This window comes from Streptomyces sp. CMB-StM0423 (assembly GCF_002847285.1).
Lineage (GTDB): Bacteria > Actinomycetota > Actinomycetes > Streptomycetales > Streptomycetaceae > Streptomyces.
Genome location: NZ_CP025407.1, coordinates 2,404,530 through 2,431,144 on the forward strand (window position 1 = coordinate 2,404,530; position 26,615 = coordinate 2,431,144).

A 26,615-nucleotide genomic window follows, 5' to 3' on the forward strand; every position below is an offset into this window, starting at 1 on the left:
CGTCGGTTCCCGGGGCCGGCGATGCGTGGGGGTCCGTGCGACAGGCGTGTGCGCGTGACGGCGCAACCGTGGCGCTACCGGGGTCCTGTACCTCTGGTGTGCGCGAGAAAGCAGCGATGCGTGCGAGTCAGCCGACGACACCCCCACGACCGTCTGGAGACGACATGTCGCAACGACCATCCCGCCGTGGCTTCCTGGGGATAGCCGCGGTCGCCGTGGCCGGCGCACCCGTGATCTGCTCCGGTCCGGCCTTCGCCGCGGGGCCGCGCGAGTTGCCGATCGTGAACCGTCCCGACCATCCCGGCGCGGTCTACCCGTCCGCCGGCCTGCGGCAGGCACAGGCCGAGCCGCTCAACGCCACCGTCGACTGCGCGCTGTCCGGACGGAGGGGCCAGTGACCACCTTCGTCTCCCGGTCCGGCTGGGGTGCACGCGCTCCGCGGAACACCAACGCCAACATCACGCCCCAGCACGGCGGGGTGACCATCCATCACGTCGACGCCGTCCGCGTCGCCCGCGCGAATCACGCGGACTGCGCCGCCCAGGTGCGCGGGATCCAGAACTACCACATGGACAGCAACGGCTGGGCCGACATCGCGTACAGCCACCTCGTCTGCGTGCATGATTACGTGTTCCAGGGCCGCGGTGAGAACCGCCGCACGGCGGCGAACGGCACCGATCCGGGCAACCAGAACTGGTACGCCGTCTGCGGTCTCGTCGGCGGGACCGCCGGCGACTACGACACCATCACCACCGGCCTGATCAACGCCTTCCGTTACGCCGTCAACCGGCTGCGCACGCAGGGTGGTGCGGCCCGGGCCATCTGCGGCCATCGGGACCACCTGAGCACCGGCTGCCCGGGGAACCTGTACGTGAACGGCGTGCTCAACGGCGCGACGAACCCCGGCGGCGGCCCGCTCCCCCACCCCGGCGTCAACTTCCGCCAGCCGCCGACCTTCAGCCACGCGAGCGTGGCCACGTGGCAGAACCAGATGAACGCCCGCCACGGCTACGGCCTCACCGCGGACGGCGCCTACGGCCCCAACTCGTACGCGGCGTGCCGGGACTTCCAGTCGAAGAAGGGCCTCGCCGTCGACGGCATCGTCGGCCCCGCCACCTGGGGTGCCACCTTCCCGGCCTGAGGGACGGCGCAGCCGGGAGGGCGGGTCACCGCTTCGGTGCGGGCCGGGTCCGGGTGGGTGCTTGCGGGTCGTGCGGCGCGTAGTCGCCGGGCGGCGAGGGCGGTGATCAGCAGCGGGGCAAGCAGGATGAGTACGCCCGGCGCGGCCGGGAGGGTGGGGAAGTCCGCGTACGCGACGACCGCGCCCTCCTGCTCCACGCGGCACCCGACTCCGAGCGGTCCGACGCTGTGCTCGACTCGGTACCAGCCTTCGCCGTCGAGGCTCTCGCGGGCGATGTCCTCACAGTCCAGCACGCGCAGCGGCCACTCGGCGGGAAGGACCGCCAGCACGAGCACCTGCAAGGCGCCCGCCACCGCGAGGAGTGGGAGCGGCGGGAGGCGGCAGCACTCATGGCGGCCCACTGTAAGCCGCCCGCCGGTCAGCCGCCCCTGCCCGCACCGGACGCGGCTGCGACCCCGGCGCGCGCTACGGCTTGCGGGCTACGCCGCCGTAGGCGGCCACCTCCGGCGGGGTCTCCGCGGTGGGGTCCGGGTGCCAGCGGGGGCAGGAGACCACGCCCGGGGGCAGGAGGTGCAGGTTCTCGAAGTAGCGCTCGATCTGGTGGGGGGCGCGCGGGGTGTACGGGACCGCCGCTCTCGGGTTGTGGCGGTGGAGGGCCTCGACGTAGGCCGGGTCGGTGGTCGTGCCGTCGTTGAGGGCCAGGTGGCTGCCCGGGGGCAGGGCGGCCAGGAGGCGGCGTACGAGGGACCGGGCCTCGTCGTAGTCCTCGATCAGGCCGAGGATCCCCATCAGCATCAGCCCCACCGGCCGCGTGAAGTCCAGTGTGCGCGCCGCCTCTTCGAGGATCCGGTCGGTGTCGCGGGCGTCGGCGTCGACGTACTGGCACCGGCCCTCGGGGGTGGAGGTGAGCAGGGCCCGGGCGTGGGCCAGGACCAGGGGGTCGTTGTCGACGTAGACGATCCGCGCCTCCGGCGCGGTGCGCTGGGCGATCTCGTGGGTGTTGTCGGCCGTGGGCAGTCCGCTGCCGACGTCCAGGAACTGGCGGATGCCCGCGTCGCGTACCAGGTGGCCGACCGCGCGGCCGGTGAACTGCCGGGAGTGGCGCGTGATGTCGGCCATCCCCGGGAAGACCGAGAGGATCGCCGCCGCGGCGGCCCGGTCGGCCTCGTAGTTGTCCTCGCCGCCGAGCAGGTGGTTCCAGATACGCGCCGAATGCGGGCGGCTCGTGTCGATCGCGTCCGGTGCGTGGTCTGCCATCAGGACCGCCCTGGGGGTCGCGGGGGTGGAACTAGGTGGAGCGCGGTGCGTCGGGGCCAACGTACTGCGGAGTGCCGGGCGCGAGGAAGGCCGCTTGACCCTCACGTGGCGTGAGGGGGCATCGTCGGGGGCGTGGCGGAACATCTGACCGTGGGGCGCGTGGCCGGGTTGGCCGGGGTGAGCGTGCGCACGCTGCCTCACTACGACGAGATCGGCCTCGTGCGGCCCTCCGCGCGGACCGCGGCCGGCTACCGGACGTACGCGGCGGGCGACGTGGAGCGGCTGCGCGAGGTGCTCGGGTACCGGCGGCTGGGGTTCGGGCTGCGGGAGATCGCGGAACTGGTCGACGACCCGGCCACCGACGCGGCGGTCATGCGGGCGCAGCGGCCGCCGGGGGCGGCACGGTGTGTGGCGGCCAGTGCGCAGCGGCTGCCGTTCCCTGACGGGGCGTTCGACGCGGCCATGGCGGTGAGCACCGTGCACCACCGGCCGGACCCGGTGGCCGGGCTGCGGGAGATGCGGCGCGTGGCGCGGCGGGTGGTGGTGTTCACGTACGACGCCTGCGACCCGGGCCGGCGCGAGCGGTTCCGGCTCACCCGCGACTACCTGCCGGAGTTCGCCGGACTCCGCACGGACTGGCCGGCGCTGGCCGACCTGACGCGCGCGATCGGCGGGCGCGCGGAGCCGGTGCTCATCCCGTGGGACTGCGCGGACGGCTTCTTCGAGGCGCACCGGCGGCAGCCCGAGGCGTACCTGGAGGACCGCGTGCGCCGCGCGGTGTCGGTGTGGACGAGGGTGGGCCCGGAGGCGGAGCGCCGGGCGGTGACCGGCCTCCGCGACGACCTCGCCTCGGGCCGCTGGACGGAGCGCAACCGCGGCCTCCTCGCCCTCGACGCGGCCGAACTGGGCCTCCGTCTTCTCATCGCCTGACCCCGTTCCTCCCTTTCCGCCCGGTCCCGGGCGGAACGCGGCAGAATGCAGGCCACACCGGAGGGAGCGGATATGACAACAGGCTTATCCGGGGCGGCCCGATGACCGGCCCGCGCGGGGGCATCCGGATGCTCAGGTTCATCCTCGTGCTGGAGCTCGTCCTCCAGCTCTCCGGCCTGGTCACCATGTCGGCCTACCGCATCCCGCTGGGCCTCGGGCTGATGCTCACCGGCTGCGCCGTCCTGACGCTCTACGTCCTCCACAGCCGACGGCGGCTGCGCGGCCCGAGCCCGCTGCCGTGAGTGACCCGTGAGCCGCGGCGACCGCTTTCCCCCGAACGGGCACGGCTTGCCGGGTGAATGCGTTTGCGGGCGGTGGGTCCCGCCGGTTAGGAAACAGGGATGCTACGAGGCACGAAGGTCGGGCTCAGGGCCCGGCACGCGGACGACATCCCGGTTCTGCAGGCCGACCTCTACGACGACGTCGTCGCCGGCTCCCGGGCCCAGGCCACGCCGTGGCGGCCGGTCGCCGCCGCGTCGAAGGACAACCCGCTGCTGGTCGACGACAAGGCCGAGGGGATCGTCCCGTTCTCGGTGGTGGAGCTGGACGGCGGGGCGCTGGTCGGCACGGCGGCGCTGTGGGGCATCGACACCCATCACCGGTCCGCACACGTGGGCCTCGGGCTCATGCCGTACGCGCGCGGCAAGGGCTACGGCACCGACATCGTCGCCGCGCTCTGCCACTACGGCTTCGTCGTACGCGGCCTGCACCGGCTGCAGATCGAGACCCTGGCCGACAACGCCGCCATGCTGCGCGCCGCCGAGCGCAACGGCTTCGTCCGCGAGGGCGTGCTGCGCTCCTCGGCCTGGGTGCTGGGCACGTTCCTGGACGAGGTGATCCTCGGGCTGCTCGCCGCCGACTGGCGGCCGGAGGCGCCCGCGCGGGCGGACGGCGGCCGCTGACGGATCGTCCGATCGTTGGTACCGCGCGCGAGCCGCGGGGGTCCGGCACCCCGAACCTTTGGCATGCTGCACTCATGTCGACGCCGCCCCTGCGCCCGGGTGTCTCCCCCGGCGGTCCCGCCGGTGTGTCCGTTTCGCCGGCCGGCGGCCTGCGGTTGCGGGCGCGGCGGGTGAGCCGGGACGTGCGCGGGGCGGGCCGGGTGCTGCGCGGGGTGTCCCTCGACGTCGCGCCCGGGACCCTCACCGTGATCGCCGGGAGCAGCGGCGCCGGCAAGACGGTCCTGCTGCAGACGCTGGCGGGGCTGAGCGTGCCGAGCGAGGGCGAGGTGTGGCACGACGGGGCGCCGCCGGGGCCGCCGGGGCCCGAGTTCGGGTACGTGCCGCAGGAGGACATCATCCACCGTGAGCTGCCGCTGCACCGCACGCTGGTGTACGCGGCCGGGCTGCGGATGCCGCCGAAGACCCCGGCCGCGGCCGTCGCCGCGACGGTCGACCGGGTGCTGGCCACGCTGGGGCTGACCTCGCGGCGCGATACGCCGGTACGGGCCCTGAGCGGCGGCGAACGCAAGCGGGCGAGCATCGCGGTGGAGCTGCTGACCCGGCCCCGGGTGCTCTTCCTCGACGAGCCGACGTCCGGGCTCGACCCGGCCACCGGCGCGGAGCTGATGCACACCCTGCGCGGGCTGGCCGACGACGGCACGACGGTCGTCCTGACCACGCACGTGCTCGCCGATCTGCCGCGCGGTGACCAGGTGGTCTTCCTGTCGGCCGACGGCGAGGTCGCCTACGCGGGTGAACCGGGCGCGCTGTGCGAGGCGTTCGGCGTGGCCACGGCGGAGGAGGTGTACGGGGCGGTGGCCGCCGGCGCACGGGCGCCGGGGGCGGGCGCCGGCGACTTCCCGGAGCTGGGGGACACCTGGGGTCCCGAGGCACCCTCCGGCCCGGCGGCAGCGCCGGGGGCGGCGTCCCGGAGAGACCGGAGGGAGGCGGGAGAGGCGACGGGACCGAACAGCCCGGCGACACCGGCCGGTCCGACGGCTCCCGCCGGCCCGACGACTGCCGCCGGCCGAGCGGCACCCGCCGGCCACGCGGCAACCCCCGGCCACGCCGCACCCCCCGCACACGTGACACCGACCGCACAAGTGGCACCCGCCGGGGCCGTCGCGGCGGCGGGAGCCGTCGCCGCCACCGGCCTGGCCACCGCGACCGCGACGGAGCCCACCGCCCGGTCAGGCCCCGCAGCACCGATCAGCCCCGCGACACCCGCCGGTCCCGCAGCACCGGCAGACCCCGCCGCGCCCGCCCGGGCCCCCTCGTCCGCCGTCCCCGCCACCCTGCCCGCCCGCGTCGGTGCCCTGCGCCAGTGGGCCCTGCTCACCCGGCGCGGCACCGCGCTCCTCCTCCACCACCGCCTCTCCGTCGCCGTCCTCGTCGGCTCCCCCGTCATGATCGTGGCGATGTTCGCGGTGCTCTTCCGCGGTGGCGCCTTCGGCCCCGCATCCCCGGACCCCGCGTCCACCGCGATGATCATGTTCTGGATCGCCTTCGGCGCCTTCTTCTTCGGGCTGACGTACGGCCTGCTGCAGATCTGCACCGAACTCGCCGTGCTGCGCCGCGAATGGCTCGCCGGCCTGCGGATCGGCCCGTACGTCGCCTCCAAACTCACCACCATGCTCCCCGCGCTCGCCCTCGCCGACGCGCTGCTGCTCGCCGTGCTGCGCGCGCTGGACCGGCTGCCGTCGGCCGGCTGGGACACGTACGCCTCGCTCTTCGCCTCCAGCGCGCTGGCCTCCGCCGCCGCCCTCGCGCTCGGGCTGCTCGCGTCCGCGGCGGTGGCGGAGCCGGGGCAGGCGACGCTGATGCTGCCGCTGCTGTGCTTTCCGCAGGTGCTGTTCTCGGGGGCGTTCGTGCCGGTGCCGCGGATGACGCCGGGCGGCGAGGCGATCAGCCTGGCGATGACCAACCGGTGGGCGTTCGAGGCGCTGGGCAGCGGGGTGGGTCTGGAGTCGCTGTGGCGTACGGGCGCATCCCCCGCGGGGCGGCCGCTGCTGGCGTCGTACGGAGAATCGTTCGCGCACCCGGCCGCCCGCGGGTGGCTGATCCTGGCCGGCTTCGCGGTGCTGTTCCTGGCGCTGACGTGGTGGGTGGTCGTACGCAAGTGCCGGGACGGCGCCGAGCGGAGCCGGCAGGGACGCTGACGCGGGCCGGGGTCCGGGGCCCGCGGGGTCAGCAGCCCAGCCGCGGCGCGAGGTCGGCCACGTCGGGGACGCGGTCCCGGTAGGTCTGCGTCACGAACGACAGAAACGTTTCGACATCCGCGGGCTGCGACGCCGCCCCCAGGGACACGCGCACCGCACCCGCCGACGGCAGGTGCAGCATCTTCAGATAGTCCTCCAGCGAGCCGAGCCGCCTGCGCGCCGCCCGGCGCAGCCGGCGCGGCGGCAGGTCGAACGCCGCCTCGCCCGCGCCCGGGTTGCAGAAGCAGCCGGTGCGCAGGGAGATGCCGTACGCACCGCTGTCGCGGATGATGACGCGCTCGTCGACGACCCGCCCTTCGGCGTCGAGTACGTTCAGCGCGACCGTGCCGCCGCGCGGCGCGCCGGCCCGGTCAGGACCGTACACCCGGACCAGCGGCGAGCCGTCGCCGTGCCGCAGCGTCCGCAGCCCGGCGAGCAGGTGCGCCGTCAGGGCGTCGACGTGGTCGTGGACGCGGTCGATGCCGATGCCCTCGATCCAGGCGAGGCCGGCGGTGACGTCCGGTATGGCGAGGAAGTTGACGGTCCCGTCCTCGAACGCGGCCTCGTCGTCGGCCAGGACGTGCCACTGCGCCTGCGCGCTGACCGCGTAGATCGTGCCGCCGGCGAACCACGGCCTGCGCAGCTTCGCGAGCGCCGTCCTGCGGGCGACGAGAGCGCCGAGGCCGGTGGGGTGGCCGAAGAGCTTGTACCAGCTCACGACGGTGAAGTCCGGGTGGTGGCGGCCGAGGTCGAGGGCATTGGTCGGGACGTACGCGGCCGCGTCGAGCACGACGTCATAGCCCTGGGCCTGGGCGGTGGCGATCCAGTCCAGGGAGTGCTGTACGCCGGTGAAGTTGCTCTGCGCCGGGTAGGCGAGCAGCCCCCGGGGGCCGTGGTGCGCGAGGGCGGGGCGCCGGGTGCGTACGGCCAGCGCGGCGTGCATCCGGTCCTCGTCGATGCCCAGGTCCGGCGTGCGCAGCGGGACGTACTCGACGGTCGCGCCGCGCGCCCGCGCGTACTCCCGCAGGCCGTTGACGGAGTTGTGGTTGTCGAGGGAGAGGACGAGCCGGCTGCCGCGTCCGAGCGGATACGCCTCGCCGACCAGGCGCAGCGCGCCCGTGGCGTTGGGCGTGAAGATCACGGCGTACTCGGCGGGGTCGGCGTTGAAGTACCGCAGCACCGCCTCGCGGGCCTCGGCGAGCCCGTCCCCCGAGGCCCGCGAGGCGGGGCTCTCGGAGTGCGGGTTGCCGAACAGCCCGCCGGTGATGCGCCGGGCGCTGCCCGCGACGAGGGAGCGCGGCGGGAGCCCGGCGCCGGTGTGGTCGAGATAGGTGTGCCCGCCCTCGTCGAGATATCCGAACTCCCGTTCCCGCAGCTCCGCGAAGAGGTCGGCAGCGTCCGCCGCTCGTTCGCGTACGTGCCCGGTGGTGTCTGCCCTGCCCATGGGACCCCTCCGCATGAAATCCGCCAAAGGTAGCCATACCAGGATGACATCGACCACGCCCGGCGGCCGCAGCGAAGCGCGGCTACGGCAAATCGAACTCGGGGGGGTATTTGATATGGCAACTCGGGCTCATGTCGCATTCATATATTTTCGAGTACTGCGGCGGAGTGCCGGGATTGCGGAACGGGGCGCCCGAGGACGTGCCGTTCGGGCGGACGGCCACCGTCGTCCGCTCGCCGTCCGCCTCCAGCGTCACGACGAGTTCGTAGCGGTAGTCGGTGCCGCGGCTCGTCGTGGTGATCCCGAAGGTCTGGTGCTCGCCCTTCGCCAGGGTCAGTGACGTGTCCTGGAAGTACGGCCGGTCGCCGGTCACTCCGTCCTCGTCCTGGGAGTACAGGCGCCGGTCGTCGGAGTCGAGGTCGATCGACGCCGGCGCCACCTCGCCCAGCGCGCCCGTGGCCGGCTTGATCACGGCACCGTCGGGCGCGGGGTTCCGGGAGAGGACGCGGGCGTGGATGTCCAGGACTTCGACCGGTGCGCTGCGGCTGCCGTACAGCGACAGCCGGTACACCTTCGCGGTGGCGGGGCACCAGTCGGCGCAGTCGACGGCGGCCGGCTGCATCACCTGGACAGCCTGCGCCCGCCGCGCCAGATCCGCTTCCTCACCGGGGAACAGCGCCGTCCACTCCGCCTCCTCCGCCGGCGGGAGCGGTTCCGCCAGGACCCAGTAGCCGGACTCGGGGTCGAAGACCTCCTGGATGCTGCCGACCTCCACGGGCGGCTGCCGCGCCTCTTCCGCCGCCTCCCGGCGCTCGACCCCGCTCTGGGCGCGCTGTTCCTGCCACGGCGCGATCGCGAACGTCGCGACCAGGCCCGACACGGCGAGGAGGACCGGGAGGACCACGGTCCCGATCCAGAACTGCACGCGGTGGCCCCGCTCCGCCGGCGGCGGGGCGGCGGTGGGCACAGGCGGTCGGGCGGGGGGATACGCCGGGGGCGTGGGATACGCCGGGGGCGTGGGGTACGCCACCGGGGTGCCCGGCCCGGGCGGACTCGGTGGCCCCGTGGGCGGTAAGGCAGGACCGTCCGGCACAGGATGACCCCCTTCGTCCGCGGCGCGCTGGGGAAACGGCCGTCAGCGTCACAAGTGTGCCGAACCCGCGCATACGCCGGTAGGGGACGCCGGCCCCGGTGGCGGCCGGACGGGCGGCCGCGAAATCGGGTGGCGCGGGTGCCGGGCGCGTTACTAGCGTCGCGGCCGTGCGGCATGAGGATCCGCTGGCCTACGCGGTCGGCATGGAGGGCATCGCCCTGGTGCGTTCGTTCACCGGGGAGTACGACCGCGCGTTCGTCGCCGCGCGGCTCGGCGGGATCCGGCGGCTGCTCGGCGACGAGGCGCTGGCGGGCGCGGGCGTGGACGTCGCCCGGGTGTCCACGGTCGAGGGCTACCGGATCTGGTCGGAGACGTACGACGGGCCCAACACCGCGTTCGACCTGGACGAGCCGGTGGTCGGGGCGTTCCTCGACGCGCTGCCCGCGGGCGTCGCCCTGGACGCCGCCTGCGGCACCGGGCGGATGGCGGCCCTGCTGGCCGGGCGCGGCCACCGCGTCCTCGGCGTCGACAGCTCCCCGGACATGCTGGCGCGGGCCCGGGAGCGGGTGCCGGAGGGCGGCTTCCGCCTCGGCGCGCTCGACGCGCTGCCCGTCGCCGACGGCGCCGTGGACGTGGCGGTCTGCGCGCTCGCGCTGACCCACGTCCCCGATCTGGGCCCGGTCATGGCGGAGTTCGCGCGCGTGCTGCGGCCGGGTGGACACCTCGTGACCTCGGACGTCCACCCGGAGCGGGTGGCGCTCGGGTCGATCCCGGCGGTACGGCTGGCTGACGGCAGCCCCGCCCGGGTGGAGACGTACCGGCACGCGGTCGGGGACTACGTGCGCGCCGCGCTCGCGGCCGGGCTCGATGTGCTGGGCTGCGAGGAGCCGGGGGTGCAGGACGCCGGGGAGGCGAAGGCGATCCCGGCCCCGGCGGCGGACCCGGGGCCGTGGGAGGCGTGGCCGTGGTCCCTTCGCGAACTGGTCCCCGAGGCCGCGGCGGTGTCCCACGCGGGCGTCCCGGCGGGGATCGTCTGGCACTTCCGGCGGGCCGCGGGCCCGGCGGTCACGCCCGCGGGCGCGTGAGGTCGTCGCGGGCGTGTGTCACCCGTCGATGAAGAACGCGAACGGGTCGGTCCCCCCGTGCTGCCGGGCCATCGGCGCCTCGTACGTCACCGGGACGCCGGCCGCGAGGGGAGCACGTTCTCGTCAAGTGACCCGCGTGGCACGCCGGTTCGCCCCGGCCGGCCGCCGCGGCGGCGGGGCCGGATGCGCTCCGGGTGGGCTGCAGAGCGCGGAGTCCCGGCGTAGCACCGCGGGGTGGAGTGCACGGCGCCGGCCGCGGGTGCGGAACCCGGGCGACCTCCCTCCCCGGGGAGCTGTCACCCCCGCCGCCGCCCGCATAAGGTGGCGAACATGGATCCAGCAGACTTCTACACCGGAATCGTCGCGGAGCTGTACGGGCCGCTGAAGTCCGTCACCCAGGACCCCGAGCCGTACGCCGCCTTCGTCGAGCAGGCCGGTACGCCCGCGCTGGAGCTGGGCTGCGGCGACGGCGAGCCGCTGCTCGAACTGCGCCGCCGCGGTCTCGACGTGGACGGCGTCGACTCCTCCGCCGACATGCTGGACCGGCTGCGCCGCCGCGCGGCGGAAGAGGGCCTGCCCGTCAAGGTGTTCCAGCAGCGCATGGAGGCCCTGGACCTGCCGCGCAGCTACGCCGCCGTCTTCCTCGCCGGGCCGACGTTCAACCTGCTGCCCGACGACGCCACCGCGCTGGCCGCGCTGCGCGCCATCCGCACCCACCTCGCCGCGGGCGGCACCGCCCTGATCCCGCTGCACCTGCCCGCGCCCACCGCCGCGGCGGACGTCGGCAGGGCCCGCACCGCCACCGGGCCTGACGGCGCCGAACTGCGGGTCCGCGTCGTCGCCGAGAACCGCGACGAGCACACCCGCACCCAGACGACGCTGCTGCGCTACGAGCGCTACCACCCGTCGGGCAGCAGCATCACCGAACGGCCGTGGGTGCTGCACTGGTACACCCGGGACGGCTTCGAGACCCTGGCGGCCGTCGCCGGGCTCGACGTCGCCGGGATCACCGAACCGGACGGCGGGCCCGCGGCGCCGGACGCCGGCCACATCCACGTACGGCTGCGCCCCGCGGACTGACCCCCCGCCGGCCGCACTCCCCCGGCCGCACTCCCCGGTCCGGACTCCCCTGGCCGCCCCCGTCCGCGCCGCACTCCGCGCGCCCGTCCCGGACTAATTCACCGGGGTGTTGACGCCCGATCGCGGGCCCCCGGACGCTGAGCCGTATGCCCCCGACGACGTTCCGCCGCCCCTCGCGCCGCAGCGTCCTGCGCGGCGCCTCCGCCGTCGGCCTCACGGCCGTCGCCGCCCCCGCACTCGCCCGGAGCGCCACCGCCGCAGGCCCGCCGCCGCCCAACGTCATCGTCGTGTCGATCGACGACCTCGGCTGGCGCGAGTTCGGCGCGTACGGCAACACCTTCAACGAGACCCCGCACATCGACCGGCTGGCGCGCGAGGGGATGCGCTTCACCCGCGCGTACTCCGCCGCGCCCATCTGCTCGCCGACCCGCGCCGCGCTGATGACCGGCCTGTACCCGGCCCGTACCGGCATCACCGACTTCCTCCGCGAGGCACCGGCGGCGAGCAACAAGTTCCTCTCCCCCGACGTGCCCACCGTCCCCGACTTCCTCGGCCCGTACGGCTACACCACCGCCCTGGTCGGCAAGTGGCACCTCACCGAGACCTACAGCGGCGAGTACACCGAGCGGCCCGGCAACCCCTACGCGCACGGGCTGGACGAGGCCATCGCCTCCGAGCGGCTGTACATCGCGGACGGCGACTACTTCCACCCGTACCGCTTCATGCCCGACCTGCCGGCCCGCACGCCCGGCGAGTACCTCACCGACCGGCTTGCCGACGAGGCCGTCGACTTCGTCGCGCGCCACCGCGACGAGCCGTTCTTCCTGCACGTCTCCAACTACGCCGTGCACACCGCCCTGGCCGCGAAGCCCGAACTGCTCGCCAAGTACGAGGCCAAGCCGGGCGCCGGCCAACTGCCGAACCGGCCCGCGCTGGCCGCGATGCTGGAGAGCATCGACCAGCAGGTGGGCCGCATCGTCGCCGCGCTGGACGAGCACGGGCTCTCCGGGCGCACGCTGATCCTCGTCACGTCCGACAACGGCAGCCCGTACCGGGACGCGACCGCGCCGCTGCGCGGCGGCAAGAGCGAGCTGTACGAGGGCGGTATCCGGGTGCCGCTGGTCGCCTGCTGGCCGGGCCGGGTGGCGCCGGGGCGCACGGACGCCACGCCCGTCTCCACGATCGACGTGCTCCCGACGGCTCTCGACCTGGCCGCCGGCGGCCGCGCCCCCGCCGCGCGCTTCGACGGTACGAGCCTGGCCCCCCTGCTCATCGGCCGCGGGCCGCTCCGCCGCGACACCCTCTTCTGGATCTACCCGCACTTCAACCAGAACCGCCACCCGCACGCGGCCGTCCGTCACGGCGAGTTCAAGCTGGTACGCCGGCTCCGCGGCGGCGCCGCCGAGCTGTACCACGTCGGCCGCGACCCCGGTGAGACGGACGACCTCGCGGACCGCCACCCCGCGAAGCTGCACCAGTTGACCGCGCTGCTCGACGACCACCTCGCGGACGTCGGCCTGTTCCCGCCGCCGCCCGGCCCCGGGGCGTACCCGGTGGCCGAACTGGACGAGCGGTTCGACACCGATCTCGCGGGCTTCACCGTGCTGCCCGTACCGCGCGGTTCGCACCAGGGCACCGCCACCGCGGGCGACGGCAGGCTGACCGTGACCACGCAGGCGCCGACGCACCTGCTGTTCCTCTCCGGCACCGCGCCGCGCACGGACACCTTCGCGCTGGTGCTGGACACCGGCACGTTCGCGGGGACCGGCGGCCAGGACACCGTCTTCGTCGGCCTCGCCAAGGACGCGGACAACTATCTGCTCTTCCGCCACCACAACGGGCTGCGGCGGGCCGGCTGGGACCTGCGCATCGACGGGAAGCTGATCACCGTCGGCCAGGAGCCGCTGGACAACCTCGACGGCACCGTGGACCTCTCCCGCCCCGGCTCCCGCTACGCCCTGGTGGCGCGGTCCACGGTCACCACGGCGTACATCGACCAGGGCGCGGGCTGGGAGTTCCTGTTCACAGCGGACGCGGGCGGGGTGCTGGACCTCACGGACCCGGAGGTGCGGGCCGCGTACCGGTACACGGCCGGCGTGCGCCTCGACCGGGGCACGATCACGCTGAACGGGCTGCGGGCGGCGAGCCGGCCGTAGTCCAGGGGCTAGGGTCTGTCTTCAATCTCCCGTCTGCGGCCCGCCCTGCGGGCGAACGACGCGAGATGGACGACAGACCCCAGGCTCCCACCGACCGGCAGGAGGATGCGGTGGCCGAGATGCCCCTGACCGAGGTAATGGCGGAGCTCGCCGAGCTGGAGGATCCGAAGGCGCGCGCGGTGAACGAGAGGCACGGCGACGACCACGGCGTGAATCTCGGCAAGCTGCGCGCGCTCGCCAAGCGGCTCAGGACGCAGCAGCCGCTGGCCCGCGAGCTGTGGCGGACCGGCGACACCGCGGCGCGGCTGCTGGCGCTGCTGGTCTGCCGCCCGAAGGCGTTCGAGCGGGACGAGCTGGACGCGATGCTGCGCGAGGCGCGTACGCCCAAGGTGCACGACTGGCTCGTGAACTACGCGGTGAAGAAGAACCCGCACGCCGAGGAGCTGCGGCTGGCCTGGCTCGCCGACCCCGACCCGGTGGTGGCGAGCGCCGGCTGGGCACTGACCGCCGAGCGCGTGGTGAAGAGCCCCGCGGGCCTCGACCCCGCGGGGCTGCTCGACGTGATCGAGGCGGAGCTGAAGGCCGCCCCCGACCGGTTGCAGTGGGCGATGAACACCTGCCTGGCGCAGATCGGCATCGAGTACCCCGCGCACCGCGCCCGCGCGGTGGCCGTCGGCGAGCGCCTGGGGGTGCTGAAGGACTACCCGACGTCCCCGGGCTGCACGTCTCCGTTCGCGCCCGTCTGGATCGCCGAGATGGTCCGCCGGCGAGGCGGCGCGCAGGCCCTCTGACCGGGCCGAAAGCCCTCACCACGCAGAGTCACCCAAACAGGCGTATCGTACGAAAAGGGATGCATCCGACTCTGTCTCTGGAGAGGAGGCGGCAACCATGTCGTATCAGCAGCACACCACTGACACCGAGATGACCTCGCACCCCGATGTAGTGGAGATGCGGGACCGGCTCGATCGCACGGCGGCCAGAGGTGGTGTGATTGCCCTCGAAGGACTGATCCTTCTGGCCGGCCTATTCGCCGCGATTTCGCCTTGGGTCGTGCACTTCACGGGGAACACCAACCTCACCATCAACAACCTGATCGTCGGCATCGCAATCGCCCTGATCGGGCTCGGCCTGGCACTCGCCCCGGAGCGGACGTCCGGCCTGGCATGGTTGACGATTCCCCTCGGCGCCTGGCTGGTCATCTCCCCCTGGGTGGTCACCGTGACCCACGGCGCACCCAACTCGGTCATCTGGGCCAACTGCTTCGTCGGCGGTGTCACCGCCCTGCTTGGGCTGCTCGCCATGGGTCTGACCGTGGCGTTCAAGCACCAGGCGCGAGCGCACATGTAACGGTCCTCGACTCCGGCCGCGGAGCGGGCAGCGCTTTCCCCGCCCCTCCGCGGCCGGGTCGTACCCTTGAGCGCGCGGCCGGTCCGGCCGCGCGCTCAGGCGTGCGGCGACAGCAGGGCGCGCAGGCCGCTGCGGAGTTCGCCCTCGACGTCCTTGAAGACCGCCCGCTGCACGATGGACCCCTGGACGAGCGCCATCAGGGCGCGGACGACGTGGTCGGTCGGGATGTCCGCGCGCAGGTGGCCCGCGTCCTGGTAGGTGCGGACGGCCTCGGCCCACATGGCGCGCATCCGGTCGTAGCCGGCGGTCAGGGTCGCGGCCAGCCTTTCGTCGCGCAGGGTCTCGCTCCAGACCTGCACGATCAGCTCGGCGAACGCGCCCGGCCGGTCCGCCCCCGAGTTGCGGGCCTGCTCTTCCAGTACGTGGCTCAGCACCTCGTCGATGACGTGGTCGAGGGGGCGCAGCGGGGCCTCGCGGGCGGCGGACTCGAAGGCCAGCCGCATCCGCTCGAACGCCTCCTCGGCGACGGCCGTGATCAGGTCGTTCTTGCCGCGGAAGTAGCGGTAGACGGCGCCGGAGGAGAGCCCGGTCTCCTGGAAGACGTCCTGCATCGACGTGGCGTGGAACCCGTTGCGCGTGAAGCAGCGCCGCGCGCCGTCCAGGATCTGCCGGCGCCGGGCGTCCAGGTGGGCCTGGGATACGCGAGCCATGGCCGACAGAGTAAAACGAACGTTCCTTCTTGACAAGTGCCGGTGATCGCGCGCAGGGTGAGGATCGTAAAACGAACGATCCTTCTCTTTATGATCGAGGCCCCCGATGTCCTCCACCCGCAGCGTGCTCGCGGTCGTCTTCCTGGTCCCCGCCCTCGTTGCCCTCGCCCTCTGGGCGTTCGTCTGGCCCAACGCCCGGCTCGCGCCGCGCGACCTGCCCCTCGGCGTCGCGGGCCCCGCGCAGGCCACCGCGCCGCTCAAGGCGCAACTGGCCGAGCGCGAGGGCGCCTTCGAGGTGCACGGGTACGCCGATGCGGACGCGGCCCGTACCGCGATCGAGGAGCGCGAGGTCTACGGCGCCGTCGTCGCCTCCCCCGACGGACCCGAGCTGCTGGTGGCCACCGCCGCCGGGCCCAGCGTGGCGCAGATGCTCACCGAGGCCGTCGGGGAGCAGGCGGGGAAGCCGGTGCCCACGGAGGACGTGGTCCCGCTGCCGTCCGCGGACCCCCGCGGCTCCGCACTCAGCTCCAGCGTCCTGCCGCTCGCGCTGGCCGGCCTCCTGGTCGGCGGGCTGGTCACCCTGCTGGGGCTGCGGGGCGGTCGCGGGGTGCTCGCCGTGGTGGGCGCGGCCGCGGCCGTCGGCCTCGTCGCCGCCGCGCTCGCGGACAGTTGGCTCGGCGCCCTGGCCGGCGACTGGTGGGCGGAGGCGGGCGCGCTCGGCCTCACGGTCCTCGCGGGCGCCGCGGCGGTCGCGGGCCTCGGCGCGGTGCTCGGCCGGGCCGGGATGGGCCTCGGCAGCCTGCTGGTGATGCTCCTCGGCAACCCGTTCTCGGGCGTCACCTCGGCCCCCGAACTGCTCCCCGAGCCGGCGGGGATGCTCGGCCGGCTGCTGCCCCCGGGCGCGGGCGGCTCCCTGACCCGCTCCGTCGCCCACTTCGACGGCAACGGCGCCGCCGGCCCGCTCACGGTCCTCGCCGGCTGGTCCCTCGCCGGCCTGGCGCTGCTGGCGCTCGGCCCGCTGCTCGCCCGCCGCCGCGCCCCGGAGGCCGCGCGGCCTGCCGCCGAAAGCGTCGCGGTCTAGCGCCGCCCCCGCACGGAGCCCGTACGGCCCCGGCCAGCAGGCCGGCCGCACGGGCTCGTTGACGTGTACGCGATGTGATCATACGCTCCACGCGTCGGTCCCGGTCGCGCCCGCGACGTGTGGTTTTCCCGGGTGCGCCCAGCCGCCGTCCCCCCACAACTCCGTACCGTCATCCCGGAGGAGCATGTGAAGAGACGTCACGCGGCCGCCTGGGCCGCCTCCGCACTCGCCGCCGCCCTCGCGGCGACCGGCGCGCTCGCCGGGCCCGCGACCGCGGCGCCCGAGGCGACCGCGGCCGGCCCCCAGGCCCGTATCGCCACCGCCACCGATCCCGTCACGCACGACGAGAACGACCGCGTGCCCGAGGGCGCGGAATGGACCCAGCACTACTTCCCCTCCGCCGACGACTCCGGCACCGAGCTGCACGCCGACGTGCTGCTGCCCGAAGGGCTGGAGAAGGGCGAGGAGGTGCCCGTCATCCTGTCCGTCGGGCCGTACTTCGCGCACGCCGGCGCGACCGGCGACGAGGGCTGGTCGCACACCGGACCCTCCTCGCGGTTCCAGGACTTCACCGAGGGCGCCGACATCTTCGCGGAGGGCTACGCCTTCGTGATGGTCGACCTGCGCGGCTTCGGCGGCTCCACGGGCTGCCTCGACTGGGCCGGGCCCGGCGAACAGGCCGACGTGAAGGCCGCGATCGACTGGGCCGCCGGCCGGCCGTGGTCGACCGGCGCGGTCGGCATGTACGGCAAGTCGTACGACGGCGTGACCGGGCTGATCGGCAACAACCTTGACCAGCCGGCCCTGAAGGCCGTCGTGTCGCAGGAGCCGGTCTGGGACATGTACCAGTACATCTACTCCAACGGCGTGCCGCGCCCCAACGTCACCGGCACCGCCAACGCGTACAACGACATCGCGACCATCCCCCCGCTGGCCGACGACGACCCCCGCTACGCGGCCAACGCCCGCTGGGAGGAGACCCATCCGGAGTGCCTGACGGAGAACTCCGCCGGCTACCGGATCTCCGACCAGGACAGCAAGCACTGGAAGTCCCGTGACCTCGCGCGGCAGGCCAAGGGCAGCGACACTCCCCTCTTCGTCACGCAGGGCTTCATCGAGCCCAACACGAAGCCCGAGGAGATGGAGGAGTACCTGGACAACCACCGCGGCCCCGAGCGCGGTTGGCTCGGCCAGTGGGACCACGTCCGCGGCGGCGACCGCGTGCCCGACGGCCGGCTGGCGATGGGCCGCGAGGGCTGGTACGACGAGACGCTCTCCTTCTTCGACCAGTATCTGAAGGGCGAGAAGCCGACCGTCCGCTACCCGAAGTACGCCATGGAGGACAACAGCGGCGACTGGCGCGCGCAGAGCACCTGGCCGGTCGTCGAGCGGCGCGCGAGCATCTCCCTGGGCGGCGGCTCGTACGTCGACGACGGCGGCGCGTCCGCCCGCGCCGACCTCACCGCCTCCGGCCGCGCGGCGCCCGCCAAGCCGGCGCAGCCGTCCGGCAAGTGGGACATGGAGAACGCGCCAGCGCGCGAGCCGGCCGCCCCGGACGGGCTGGCCGCCGAGGCCGCGAAGCAGCAGCGGGCGGGCGAGGTCACGTCGAGCTTCTTCGCGTGGTCGAAGCCGCTCCAGCGGGACGTGCGCGTCACCGGCACCCCGCAGATCGCGCTGAACGCGAAGGGCGCGGGGAACGTCATGATCAAGCTGTACGACGTCGCCCCCGACGGCACCGCCGTGATGTTCGACGAGCAGGTCTCGCTGCTGGAGCGCGGCCGGTTCACGGTCGACCTGAAGTCGACCGACTGGCGGCTGGCGGCCGGGCACGTACTGGCCGTGGAGATCGGCACGATCCAGACCGGCTCCTGGCGGGACACCCCGTCCGGCGAGACGATCGAGGTCGGCAACGCCACGCTGAACCTGGCCCTGGACGGTACCGCCGACGACGTGGCGACGGGCGGCGAGCGCTCGCCGTACCTCGACACCTATGTGAGCCGGAACACGGTGGCGCTCCCCGCGGGCCCGCCGTCGTTCACCGTTCCCGGCGTCAGGTAACGCCGGCGAAACGCTGATCAAGGCGTCACCAGCAGGTCCGCCGCCCGGAAGCCGACAGTGGGCTTCCGGGCGGCGCACGCGTTCGAGGCGGGTACGAGTCGCGCCCGAGCACGGGGTCCGGGCCCGGCCGGAGGGCCCGTTTCTGACGGTCTATCGTGTACGGCATGTCCGTGCCCGAGCTCATCCGCATCGTCTCGCGCGACTCCCCCATGGCCCTCGCCCAGGTCGAGCGCGTCCGCACCGGGCTGGCCGCCAGGCACCCCGGCATCCGCACCGCGGTGGTGCCGGTGAAGACCACCGGCGACAAGTGGCTGGGCGACCTGTCCGAGGTGGACGGCAAGGGCGCGTTCACCAAGGAGGTCGACGCCGCGCTGGTCACCGGGGAGGCCGACCTGGCGGTGCACTGCGTCAAGGACGTGCCCGCGGACCGGCCGCTGCCGGCCGGGACGACGTTCGCCGCGTTCCTGCGCCGCGACGACATCCGCGACGCGCTGGTCCACCCCGGCGGGCTGGGGCTCGACGACCTGCCCGCCGGCACCCGGATCGGCACGTCGTCCGTACGCCGGATCGCCCAGCTCTCCGCCGCGTACCCGCACCTGGAGTGTGTGCCGTTCCGCGGCAACGCGAACCGCAGGCTGGCGAAGCTGTACGCCGGGGAGGTCGACGCGCTGCTGCTGGCCGTGGCCGGCCTGGAGCGCATCGACCGCGCCGACGTCATCACCGAGGTGCTGCCGGTGGAGACGATGTGCCCGCCGCTGGGCGCCGGGATCCTGGCCCTCCAGTGCCGCGAGGACGACACGGCGACCATCGACGTCGTCAGCGACCTCAACCACCCGGAGACGTACCGCGAGGCGATGGCCGAGCGGATGTTCCTGCACGTGCTCCAGGGCCACTGCAACAGCCCCATCGCCGGCTTCGCCACCGCGGCGCCGGACGAACTGTGGCTGCGCGGCCGGGTGTTCAGCCCCGACGGCAAGACGGTGCTCGACGCCCGCGAGTCCGCGGGCCGGCTCACCCCGCCCGACCTCGGCACGTCCGTCGCGCTCGCGCTGCTGCGGCAGGGCGCGCGGGAGCTGATCGACGGCATCGCGCACTGACGCGGGCGGGCGTCGGGCCGTTACAGGCCCACGTCCGGCGCCCGGTACTCCGGCGGCCTGCGGACCGCGGTCGCGCGCTCGTACGCGTACGCCAGCCGCAGCAGCGTCGGTTCGCTCCACGCCGTCCCCATGAACGTCAGCCCGACCGGCAGCCCGAACGCGAACCCCGCCGGCACGCTCACCGCCGGATACCCGGCGAGCGCCGCGGGGGTCGAGGAGCCGCCGCCGTACGTGTCGCCGCGGATCAGGTCGATCTTGGCCGGCGGGCCGCTGGTGGGCATCACGAGCGCGTCGAGGCGGTGCCGGCGCAGCACCGCGTCGATCCCCTCGGCGCGCGCCAGCCGGTGGTTGACGCCCAGTGCCTCCCGGTACTCCGCCTCGCCGTACTCCAGCCGGTGCACCGTCTCCAGACCGTCCTGCCGGACGTAGCGCAGCTCGCGGTCGGCATTCTCGCGGTTGAACTCGATCAGTTCGGCGAGGCTGCGCGGGACGTCGCCGGCGGCGCCGGCCAGATAGGCGTTGATCCCGCGCTTGAACTCGTAGACCTGGACGACGACCTGGCCCGGCAGGTCGTCGAGCTGCCCGGCGGTGGGGATGTCGGCGGGGTCGACCACGGTGGCACCGGCCGCGCGCAGTGCGGCGATCGCCTGCTCCGCGATCTCGTCGGCGTGGTGGCTGTAGCCGAAGTAGACGTCGCGCGCCACCCCGATCCGCGCGCCGCGCAGCCCGCCGGGGTCGAGGAAGCGGGTGTAGTCGCGGTGCTGGTGGCCGCGGCTCGCCTCGGTCGCGGGGTCGCGCGGGTCGACGCCGACGAGGGTGCCGAGCAGGATCGCGGCATCCCGTACGGTACGGGCCATCGGGCCGACGCTGTCCTGGCTCGGCACCCCGGGGATCATCCCGCCGCGGCCGACGAGCCCGACGGTCGGCTTGACGCCGACGAGGCAGTTGGCGGACGACGGATCGAGGATCGAGCCGTTCGTCTCGGTGCCGATGCCGGCGACGCACAGGTTGGCGGCCACGGCGGCGCCCGTGCCGGAGCTGGACTCGTGGGGCGAGCGGTCCAGCTTGTACGGGTTGGCGGTCTGCCCGCCGCGGGCGCTCCAGCCGGCGTGGTGGGTCAGGGACATGCCGCCGGCCCACTCGCTGAGGTTGGTCTTGCCGAGGATGACGGCGCCGGCGGCGCGCAGCCGGGCCGCGACGGCGGAGTCCGCCCGGACCCGCATCCCTTCCAGGGCGTAGGAACCGGCGGTGGTGTGCATCCGGTCGGCGGTCTCGAACATGTCCTTGAGCAGCACGGGCATGCCGTGCAGCGGGCCGCGGGGCCGCCGTTCGCCGTCGAGCTTCCGCGCCTCGCGCAGCGCGTCGGGGTTGACCTCGATGACCGAGCGGAGGAGGGGGTCGATGCGCTCGATCCGCTCCAGGTAGTGGCGGGTGAGCCGGACGGCGTCGAGCCGCCCGTCGGCCATGCGGCGGCGCAGTTCGGCGATGTCCAGCTCGTCGAAGTCGTCCGGGGCGTCCGGGGCCTGGCCGCCGCCGGTCCCGGCGTGGGCCGGGGTGGCGCCCAGCACGGGCGCGGCGGCAGCGGCGGAGCCGAGGGCGAGCAGGGAGCGGCGCGAGGGGCGCGGCGCGGGAGTTCTCATACGCCGGAACGCTAGGGCGGCGGCGCCGCCGGTTCCCTCCGGCTGCCACCCCCTTAGCCGCGGGCGCCATCCCCCGGCCCGCACCTGGGGCTAGCCGGAGTCCCCGACTTCCGTACTGCGGCGGGGAGTTCGGCTCCGCCCCGACGGCCGGCGCGGGCCCGGGGGCCCGCCGTGCGCTCCTGCGTACGGCGGCGGCCCCCGCCCGGCGCGCTACCGCCGGTACGCCTCGATCTGCAGCGCCTCCTCGCCGACCTCGGGTTCGGCGAGCACGTACAGCACGCCGCCGTCGTCGCTGCTGGCCACCGCCTGCGCGGAGCCCGCGTTCTCCGGCAGCATGCCCGCGGTCGACGGCTCGCCGCCCTTCCGCGCGTCCCACAGCGCCAGGTACTCGCCCATGGCGTTCTCGCCCTCGATCATGCCGTCGCGGAGCGCGACCAGTTCGCCGCCCGAACCGCTGCCCGGGGCCAGCGGGTGCGGAGCGAAGTCGAACTCCTTCTTCCACAGCTCCTTGCCGGTGGTCAGATCGATGCCCACGTAGTCGTTGGTGGCGTCGTCGTAGCTGGTGACCAGCACCGAGTCCCGGATGGTGAAGTCCCCCGGGTCGAGGTGGAGATACCCGTCGGGCCGCTTCAGCGGCAGGTCGGTCAGCACCTTGCCGTCCTCGCCGAACGACACCAGCCGCTCCTGCGTGGCGACCGTCAGCGGCTCGTCGGTGAGGATCTCGACCCGGGCGGGCTGGTCCTCGTCGGTGAAGTCCGCCGCGGTCCACAGCTCTTCGCCGCTTACCGCGTCGTATCCGGCGATGTGGTTCTCGGCGCCGGTCAGGTCGGGGCAGTCCACGACGGCGACCAGGTACTTGGCGCTGTGCCGCCAGTCGACGTAGAAGTCGTCGCACTGCTCGCCCACCGTCACCTCGGGGGTGGGCAGTTCCTCGCCGTCGAGTGAGAAGCGGTGCAGGCCGTCCTCGATCAGCTCGACGGTGACCGCCTCCTCGCCGACGCTGACGGGTATGACGTCGGCGCTCGGGTACGCGCTGTCGCCGGAGGTCAGGTCCTTGCTCCAGAGCAGCTCGCCGCTCTTGGTGTCGACCACCGCGAGCACCGCGCAGGAGTCGTCGCCGGCCTTCGCGTCCGCCGGGCCGAACAGCACCGCGCCGACGCCGTCGGCGTTCACGGTCGGCGAGGCGGCGCAGGGCTGTCCCGCGCCCTCCGGCGGCGCCAGTTCCCAGGCGGCCTTGCCGGTCTTGGCGTTGTGTCCTGTGACCCCTTCGGTGCTGATGCCGACGACTTGGTCACCGGTGACCCACAGCGGCGGCAGCCACACGTCCTTCGGTTCGTGCGCCACGGCCGGCGTCTTCCACTCCTCCGCCAGCGGGGCCCCGCCGTCGGCGGCGTCGCTCCCCTCGTCGCCGTCGTCCCCGCAGCCCGCGGCCAGCAGCACCGCGGCCATCGTGGCCAGTAACGCCCACTTCTTTGTGTTCGCACCCATACAGTCGCTTGTGTCCTTGTCTTCTTGTCGTGATCGACTCAGCTTCTTCGGACGCGACCGCGGACAGGATGGTTCCGCTACGGGTGGGGCGGAAGTCGGCCACGATACAGGGCTGTTTTCCCCACAAGCGGGCCCCGCGGGCCGGGCGGGCGGTGCCGTCGCGCCCGTTCAGGGCCGGGTGGACGGCTGTGGAAACGGGCCGAACCGGGCACGATCCGCCGGGTCCCACGCGCGGGTCACCCACGGGTAGGGCGGTAGCTTGCGAATTGACCAGTCGGGTTGACTGCGCGACCGTTTCCGTATCAGTGAGGTGAGTTCGCGTGCTTTCCATTGGGATCGTGACGCCTGACCGCCGGCACCTGTCGCACGTGCTCGGGCTCGCACTCGACAGATTCCACATCGACATCGTGCTGAGCAGCACCGTGGTGGCCGACGCCGTCTCGCGCCCCGAGGCCGGGCGGGTGGACGTCTGGCTGGCGCGGCCGGCCGCGGCCATGGGGGAGTCCGTACGGGAGTTCCGGCGGCTGGTGCCGCCGCGGGGGACCGCCGAGTACGGGGCAGAAGACGGCGGCGCCGGGACAGGTGCCGGGGCGGGCGGGGGCGTGGGCCGGCCGCGGCCGCTGGCCGTCGTGTGCGGGGGTGAGGAGAGCCAGGTGGCGCAGGCGCTGGCGCTGGGCGCGTCGGCCGTGATGCTGCCGGACGACTCGGTGTTCGACACCGCGGCCGGCCTGTACGCGGCCGCGTCCCGGGACCTGTTCGTCTCGCCGCGGCTGCTGCGCCGGGTGTCGCGGCGGCTGAGCGACGTGCTCAGCGGGCCGCTGACCGTCGGCGTGGACGTGCTGACCGAGCGGGAGCAGCGGGTGCTGAGCCTGATGTCCGCGGGCATGTCCAACGGGGCCATCGCCCGCTCGTTGTGCATCAGCCCCGCCACGGTGTCCACGCACGTGGGGCACATCCTGCGCAAGCTGGGCGCCGGGAACCGTACGCAGGCGGTGATCGCCGCGCTGCAGCAGTCGCTGATCGCGCACCCGGCGCACCGCGCCTGAGGGAGGGCGCGGTGCGCCGGGTGCGGAGGCGGCCGCGTACGCGGGTGACGCATGCGGGTCGCGTACGGCCGTCAGGTGCGGACCTTCTCCGGCAGTTCGTGGAAGTCGGACGCGAAGAGCGTGCGCGGCTCCTCCTCCTCGTCGAAGCCGCCGGAGGACACCACGAGGAACTGCACCTGCCGGGAGCCCGGCGGGTGCGGGCAGTGGTGCGTGACGAAGGTGAGCAGCGCCAGATAGGGGATGGTCAACTGCAGTACCTCGATGCGCTTCTCGTCCAGCGCGAGCTGCGTCAGCTCCGAGACGGTGTCGGGCAGCAGCTTCTCCACCCGCCGCCCGGGGTGCCAGAGCATGTGCCGGATCGTGCGCCGCTCCAGCATCGGGTACTCGGACCACTGGGTGGTGCCGCCGTCCGCCAGCCGCTCGCGCTTGAGGACGTGGATGTCGGAGCGGCCGGGGTTGGGGGCGAAGAACGTGGTGACGGGGATCGCCGTGTTGATGGGGTCGATGCGGGTGAGGAACTTCGGGGTCCTGCGGAACTGCTTGGCCGCGGTGAGCCCCAGCCAGGAGGCGAGGACGCCGTAGAGCCCGTAGCGGGCGGCGGCCCGCGGGAGTGCGGTGGAGGTGGTCATGTGCGGTCTCCTCAGGCGCTGTCGGGGGCCGGCTTCGCCTTCCCGGCCTTCAGGGTCACGACGGGGGCGGCGCCCTTGGCCGCGCGCATACGCGCCCACTCCACGGCCCGTACGACATGGGCGGCGTGCGCCTCGTCCAGCACCAGCGACTCGTGTCCCGCCTCCTCCACGACATCGTGCCGCGACACCGTCGACAGCAGCGCCAGCTCCCGCTGGAACTCGGCGTGCAGTGGGTCGCTGCGCACCGTCTCGCCCGCGGTCACCACCGCGACCGGGGTGTCGGTCGCGGGCAGCGGCTGCCGCGCGTCGGGGCACCAGGTGCGCTGCGACTCGGCCAGTTCCTCGCGCGCCGTACGCCACAGCCGCGGCCGGCGCACGATCCGCGCCGTGGCCTCGCCCAGCGGCGCCGGCAGCCCGCTCATCTGCTGCGGGCGGCTGGAGTAGCGCAGCAGCCCGAGCGCCGCCTGCAGCCCGGTCGTCGTCATGCGCTGCCGGATCCAGGGCAGCGCCTCGCGCTGCCGCGGGGAGCGGACGAACTGCTCGGGGTGGGTGGCGTCCACGAACACCAGCCCGCCGGTGAGTTCGGGGTGGCGGCGGGCGAAGGTGCGGACCAGCAGGCCGCCGATGGAGTGGCCGACGAGGACGTACGGAGGCTTGAGCCCGAGGGTGCGCAGGGTCTCCGCGAGGACGTCGGCGGCCTCGTCCGGGCCCTGCGGGCGGTCGGCGGCGTCGCTCCAGCCGATGCCGGGCCGGTCGTACGCGGCGCTGGGCGTCCGCGGGTCCAGGCCGCGCTGCACCCAGCCCCACTGGGTGGCGGGGGCGGCGAGGCCGTTCTCGAAGACGACGGAGGGCCCGTCCGCGGCGGAGTTGCGGGGCAGGACGTGGAGGGTGCGGCCGGCGACGGTGAGGAGTTCGCCGGGTGCGTCGCGGCGCAGCCGGGCGTCGCGGGCGCGGCCCGCCTGCCGGACGGCGGCGCCGGCCAGCAGCGCGAGCCCGGCGCCGGCGGTGACGGCGGCGGCGCCGCGGGGTCCGGCGGCGGCGCGCAGCAGCCGGCCCGCGGTGGCGGCGTGCGACGCAGGGGAGGCGGCCGGGGCGGCGGTGCGGGCGCGCGGGCCGAGGGAGCGGGAGACGTGCGCGAGCGCCGGGTAGGTGGAGCAGTAGGACCAGACGAAGCGGTTGAGGCCCATGAAGCGGGCGTTGCCGAGGTGGAACGCCGTGCCGGAGGCCAGGATGCCGCGTGCCACGGGCTTCGGCGCGACCAGCACCAGCGGGAACGCCATCTCGCCGAGGATCGTCGCCCACGCCACCGACTTCGCCAGCCACGGCCGGTCGCGTACCGCGCGGTAGAAGAGCGGGTCGCCGAAGGTGCTCGTACGGAAGATCTCGGGGATCGCCGTGCCGTCACGCCACACCGGGGAGATGAGCTTGGCCGCGCCCGAGGTGAAGTACGCCATGCAGACCTGCGCGGCGAGGAAGCGCACCAGCATCTCGCGGGCCCGCGGGTCGTGCCCGAACGCCTTCTCCGCGGCGGACACCGCGTAGTTGACGAACGTCAGGTGGTCGGAGCCGTCGAGGCCGAAGCCGCCCATGCGGGTGTGCAGGCCGTGCGCGGTGCCGCACATGGTCGCGGCCAGCACCCCGCGCTGCGCTCGGGTGGCGCCGGGCAGCAGCAGGCCGAGGCCGGTCAGGGCGCGGGTCTGCACCAGGCCGACGATGCCGGGGTAGCCGAAGACCTTCTCCAGCCGCTCCTCGCCGGCGCGGCGCCACCACATGGGCGCGCGCAGCCGCATCACGGGCCAGGCGAACAGGCCGTCGTCGGCGAGGGTCTCGGCGGTGGCGAGCTGCTCGACGGCGCCGATGGTGGCGCCGACGGAGGTCATCAGCTCCAGCTTGCGGAACACGGTGTCGATGTCGTCCCGGCCGCCGTAGAGCCGGTCGGCGAACCGGCCCGCCGGCAGGCGGGCGGCGGCAGCGGAGGGGGGTGGAGCACTGGGGGGTGTCACGGGTGGGGTCTCCCTTCTGGCGGAACGGCAGTGCGCTCCCGGGCGGCGGCGGGGGTGCCGTCCGCCCGGGAGCGCCGCGGCCGGCCGGACGCCGGGTGGTACCGAGGTGCGGGCGGTGCCGGGACGTCAGG

The 26,615-nt window shown here is 74.2% G+C and carries 24 protein-coding genes; 15 read left to right on the forward strand and 9 right to left on the reverse strand.

What is annotated here, in order from left to right; translation table 11 throughout:
- Positions 1 to 164 precede the first annotated feature (164 nt).
- Both CXR04_RS10150 and CXR04_RS10155 read left to right on the forward strand, forming a co-directional pair.
- Positions 165 to 398: a twin-arginine translocation signal domain-containing protein gene (locus tag CXR04_RS10150; protein ID WP_234380146.1), complete on the forward strand. Its 234-nt coding sequence runs from the start codon at positions 165 to 167 to the stop codon at positions 396 to 398.
- Positions 395 to 1,141 (forward strand): peptidoglycan recognition protein family protein, encoded by a 747-nt coding sequence (locus CXR04_RS10155; RefSeq protein ID WP_101421521.1) that lies wholly within the window; start codon positions 395 to 397, stop codon positions 1,139 to 1,141. Before CXR04_RS10150 ends, CXR04_RS10155 begins: the two co-directional genes overlap by 4 nt.
- On the opposite strand, the gene CXR04_RS34790 is transcribed toward CXR04_RS10155, so the two are convergent.
- Entirely contained in the window at positions 1,033 to 1,494 is a 462-nt protein-coding gene (locus CXR04_RS34790; protein WP_159072298.1) for a hypothetical protein, read from the reverse strand. The genes CXR04_RS10155 and CXR04_RS34790 overlap by 109 nt on opposite strands.
- 112 nt (positions 1,495 to 1,606) lie before the next feature.
- Positions 1,607 to 2,398, reverse strand: coding sequence for an SAM-dependent methyltransferase (locus CXR04_RS10160; protein WP_101421522.1), 792 nt, complete (start codon positions 2,396 to 2,398; stop codon positions 1,607 to 1,609).
- A 150-nt stretch (positions 2,399 to 2,548) separates the two neighbouring features.
- Between CXR04_RS10160 and CXR04_RS10165 the strand changes: the two genes are divergently transcribed.
- The 4 genes from CXR04_RS10165 to CXR04_RS10180 all read left to right on the forward strand — a co-directional run bounded on the left by CXR04_RS10165 (position 2,549) and on the right by CXR04_RS10180 (position 6,488).
- Entirely contained in the window at positions 2,549 to 3,328 is a 780-nt protein-coding gene (locus CXR04_RS10165; RefSeq protein ID WP_199850620.1) for a MerR family transcriptional regulator, read from the forward strand.
- A gap of 101 nt (positions 3,329 to 3,429) precedes the next feature.
- Positions 3,430 to 3,630: a hypothetical protein gene (locus tag CXR04_RS10170; RefSeq protein WP_101421524.1), complete on the forward strand. Its 201-nt coding sequence runs from the start codon at positions 3,430 to 3,432 to the stop codon at positions 3,628 to 3,630.
- 99 nt (positions 3,631 to 3,729) lie between these two features.
- Entirely contained in the window at positions 3,730 to 4,290 is a 561-nt protein-coding gene (locus CXR04_RS10175) for a GNAT family N-acetyltransferase (RefSeq protein ID WP_101421525.1), read from the forward strand.
- A gap of 74 nt (positions 4,291 to 4,364) precedes the next feature.
- Positions 4,365 to 6,488 carry an ABC transporter ATP-binding protein gene (locus CXR04_RS10180; RefSeq protein WP_234380147.1) on the forward strand — a complete coding sequence of 708 codons (2,124 nt, stop codon included), beginning with the start codon at positions 4,365 to 4,367 and terminating at the stop codon, positions 6,486 to 6,488.
- 28 nt (positions 6,489 to 6,516) lie between these two features.
- Here the strand turns inward: CXR04_RS10180 and CXR04_RS10185 are convergent, their stop codons facing one another.
- Together CXR04_RS10185 and CXR04_RS10190 are read right to left on the reverse strand one after the other, a co-directional pair.
- The gene (locus CXR04_RS10185; RefSeq protein ID WP_101421526.1) at positions 6,517 to 7,971 is read right to left on the reverse strand and encodes an aminotransferase class V-fold PLP-dependent enzyme; all 1,455 of its coding nucleotides are present in this window, start codon (positions 7,969 to 7,971) and stop codon (positions 6,517 to 6,519) included.
- Between the two features lie 82 nt (positions 7,972 to 8,053).
- Positions 8,054 to 8,896 carry a hypothetical protein gene (locus CXR04_RS10190; protein ID WP_159072299.1) on the reverse strand — a complete coding sequence of 281 codons (843 nt, stop codon included), beginning with the start codon at positions 8,894 to 8,896 and terminating at the stop codon, positions 8,054 to 8,056.
- Positions 8,897 to 9,231: 335 nt separating this feature from the next.
- On the opposite strand from CXR04_RS10190, the gene CXR04_RS10195 reads away from it, so the two are divergent.
- The 5 genes from CXR04_RS10195 to CXR04_RS10215 all read left to right on the forward strand — a co-directional run bounded on the left by CXR04_RS10195 (position 9,232) and on the right by CXR04_RS10215 (position 14,732).
- Positions 9,232 to 10,149 carry a class I SAM-dependent methyltransferase gene (locus CXR04_RS10195; RefSeq protein ID WP_101421528.1) on the forward strand — a complete coding sequence of 306 codons (918 nt, stop codon included), beginning with the start codon at positions 9,232 to 9,234 and terminating at the stop codon, positions 10,147 to 10,149.
- Between the two features lie 330 nt (positions 10,150 to 10,479).
- Positions 10,480 to 11,229, forward strand: coding sequence for a class I SAM-dependent methyltransferase (locus CXR04_RS10200; RefSeq protein WP_101421529.1), 750 nt, complete (start codon positions 10,480 to 10,482; stop codon positions 11,227 to 11,229).
- A gap of 146 nt (positions 11,230 to 11,375) precedes the next feature.
- On the forward strand, positions 11,376 to 13,385 hold the full coding sequence (locus tag CXR04_RS10205; protein WP_101421530.1) for a sulfatase: 2,010 nt from the start codon (positions 11,376 to 11,378) through the stop codon (positions 13,383 to 13,385).
- A 119-nt stretch (positions 13,386 to 13,504) separates the two neighbouring features.
- The gene (locus tag CXR04_RS10210) at positions 13,505 to 14,176 is read left to right on the forward strand and encodes a DNA alkylation repair protein (RefSeq protein WP_442802447.1); all 672 of its coding nucleotides are present in this window, start codon (positions 13,505 to 13,507) and stop codon (positions 14,174 to 14,176) included.
- A 97-nt stretch (positions 14,177 to 14,273) separates the two neighbouring features.
- Entirely contained in the window at positions 14,274 to 14,732 is a 459-nt protein-coding gene (locus CXR04_RS10215; RefSeq protein ID WP_101421531.1) for an SPW repeat protein, read from the forward strand.
- 95 nt (positions 14,733 to 14,827) lie between these two features.
- On the opposite strand, the gene CXR04_RS10220 is transcribed toward CXR04_RS10215, so the two are convergent.
- Positions 14,828 to 15,442 (reverse strand): TetR/AcrR family transcriptional regulator, encoded by a 615-nt coding sequence (locus CXR04_RS10220; RefSeq protein ID WP_101421532.1) that lies wholly within the window; start codon positions 15,440 to 15,442, stop codon positions 14,828 to 14,830.
- Between the two features lie 106 nt (positions 15,443 to 15,548).
- On the opposite strand from CXR04_RS10220, the gene CXR04_RS10225 reads away from it, so the two are divergent.
- From CXR04_RS10225 to hemC, 3 genes are all read left to right on the forward strand, one after another.
- Positions 15,549 to 16,523, forward strand: coding sequence for a hypothetical protein (locus CXR04_RS10225; RefSeq protein WP_101421533.1), 975 nt, complete (start codon positions 15,549 to 15,551; stop codon positions 16,521 to 16,523).
- 186 nt (positions 16,524 to 16,709) lie between these two features.
- Positions 16,710 to 18,581 carry a CocE/NonD family hydrolase gene (locus CXR04_RS10230; RefSeq protein ID WP_101421534.1) on the forward strand — a complete coding sequence of 624 codons (1,872 nt, stop codon included), beginning with the start codon at positions 16,710 to 16,712 and terminating at the stop codon, positions 18,579 to 18,581.
- 164 nt (positions 18,582 to 18,745) lie between these two features.
- The gene (gene hemC / locus CXR04_RS10235; RefSeq protein WP_101421535.1) at positions 18,746 to 19,678 is read left to right on the forward strand and encodes a hydroxymethylbilane synthase; all 933 of its coding nucleotides are present in this window, start codon (positions 18,746 to 18,748) and stop codon (positions 19,676 to 19,678) included.
- A 20-nt stretch (positions 19,679 to 19,698) separates the two neighbouring features.
- Here hemC and CXR04_RS10240 read toward each other — a convergent pair whose 3' ends face one another.
- Both CXR04_RS10240 and CXR04_RS10245 read right to left on the reverse strand, forming a co-directional pair.
- On the reverse strand, positions 19,699 to 21,318 hold the full coding sequence (locus tag CXR04_RS10240; RefSeq protein ID WP_101421536.1) for an amidase: 1,620 nt from the start codon (positions 21,316 to 21,318) through the stop codon (positions 19,699 to 19,701).
- A 210-nt stretch (positions 21,319 to 21,528) separates the two neighbouring features.
- Positions 21,529 to 22,806, reverse strand: a complete 1,278-nt coding sequence (locus CXR04_RS10245) for an outer membrane protein assembly factor BamB family protein (RefSeq protein WP_101421537.1) — start codon at positions 22,804 to 22,806, stop codon at positions 21,529 to 21,531.
- Positions 22,807 to 23,144: 338 nt separating this feature from the next.
- Between CXR04_RS10245 and CXR04_RS10250 the strand changes: the two genes are divergently transcribed.
- Complete coding sequence (locus tag CXR04_RS10250) at positions 23,145 to 23,852, forward strand: response regulator transcription factor (RefSeq protein ID WP_234380148.1); 708 nt, start codon at positions 23,145 to 23,147, stop codon at positions 23,850 to 23,852.
- A gap of 71 nt (positions 23,853 to 23,923) precedes the next feature.
- On the opposite strand, the gene CXR04_RS10255 is transcribed toward CXR04_RS10250, so the two are convergent.
- Both CXR04_RS10255 and CXR04_RS10260 read right to left on the reverse strand, forming a co-directional pair.
- Complete coding sequence (locus CXR04_RS10255) at positions 23,924 to 24,481, reverse strand: hypothetical protein (RefSeq protein ID WP_101421538.1); 558 nt, start codon at positions 24,479 to 24,481, stop codon at positions 23,924 to 23,926.
- 11 nt (positions 24,482 to 24,492) lie between these two features.
- Entirely contained in the window at positions 24,493 to 26,484 is a 1,992-nt protein-coding gene (locus tag CXR04_RS10260) for an alpha/beta fold hydrolase (RefSeq protein ID WP_101421539.1), read from the reverse strand.
- Positions 26,485 to 26,615 lie beyond the last annotated feature (131 nt).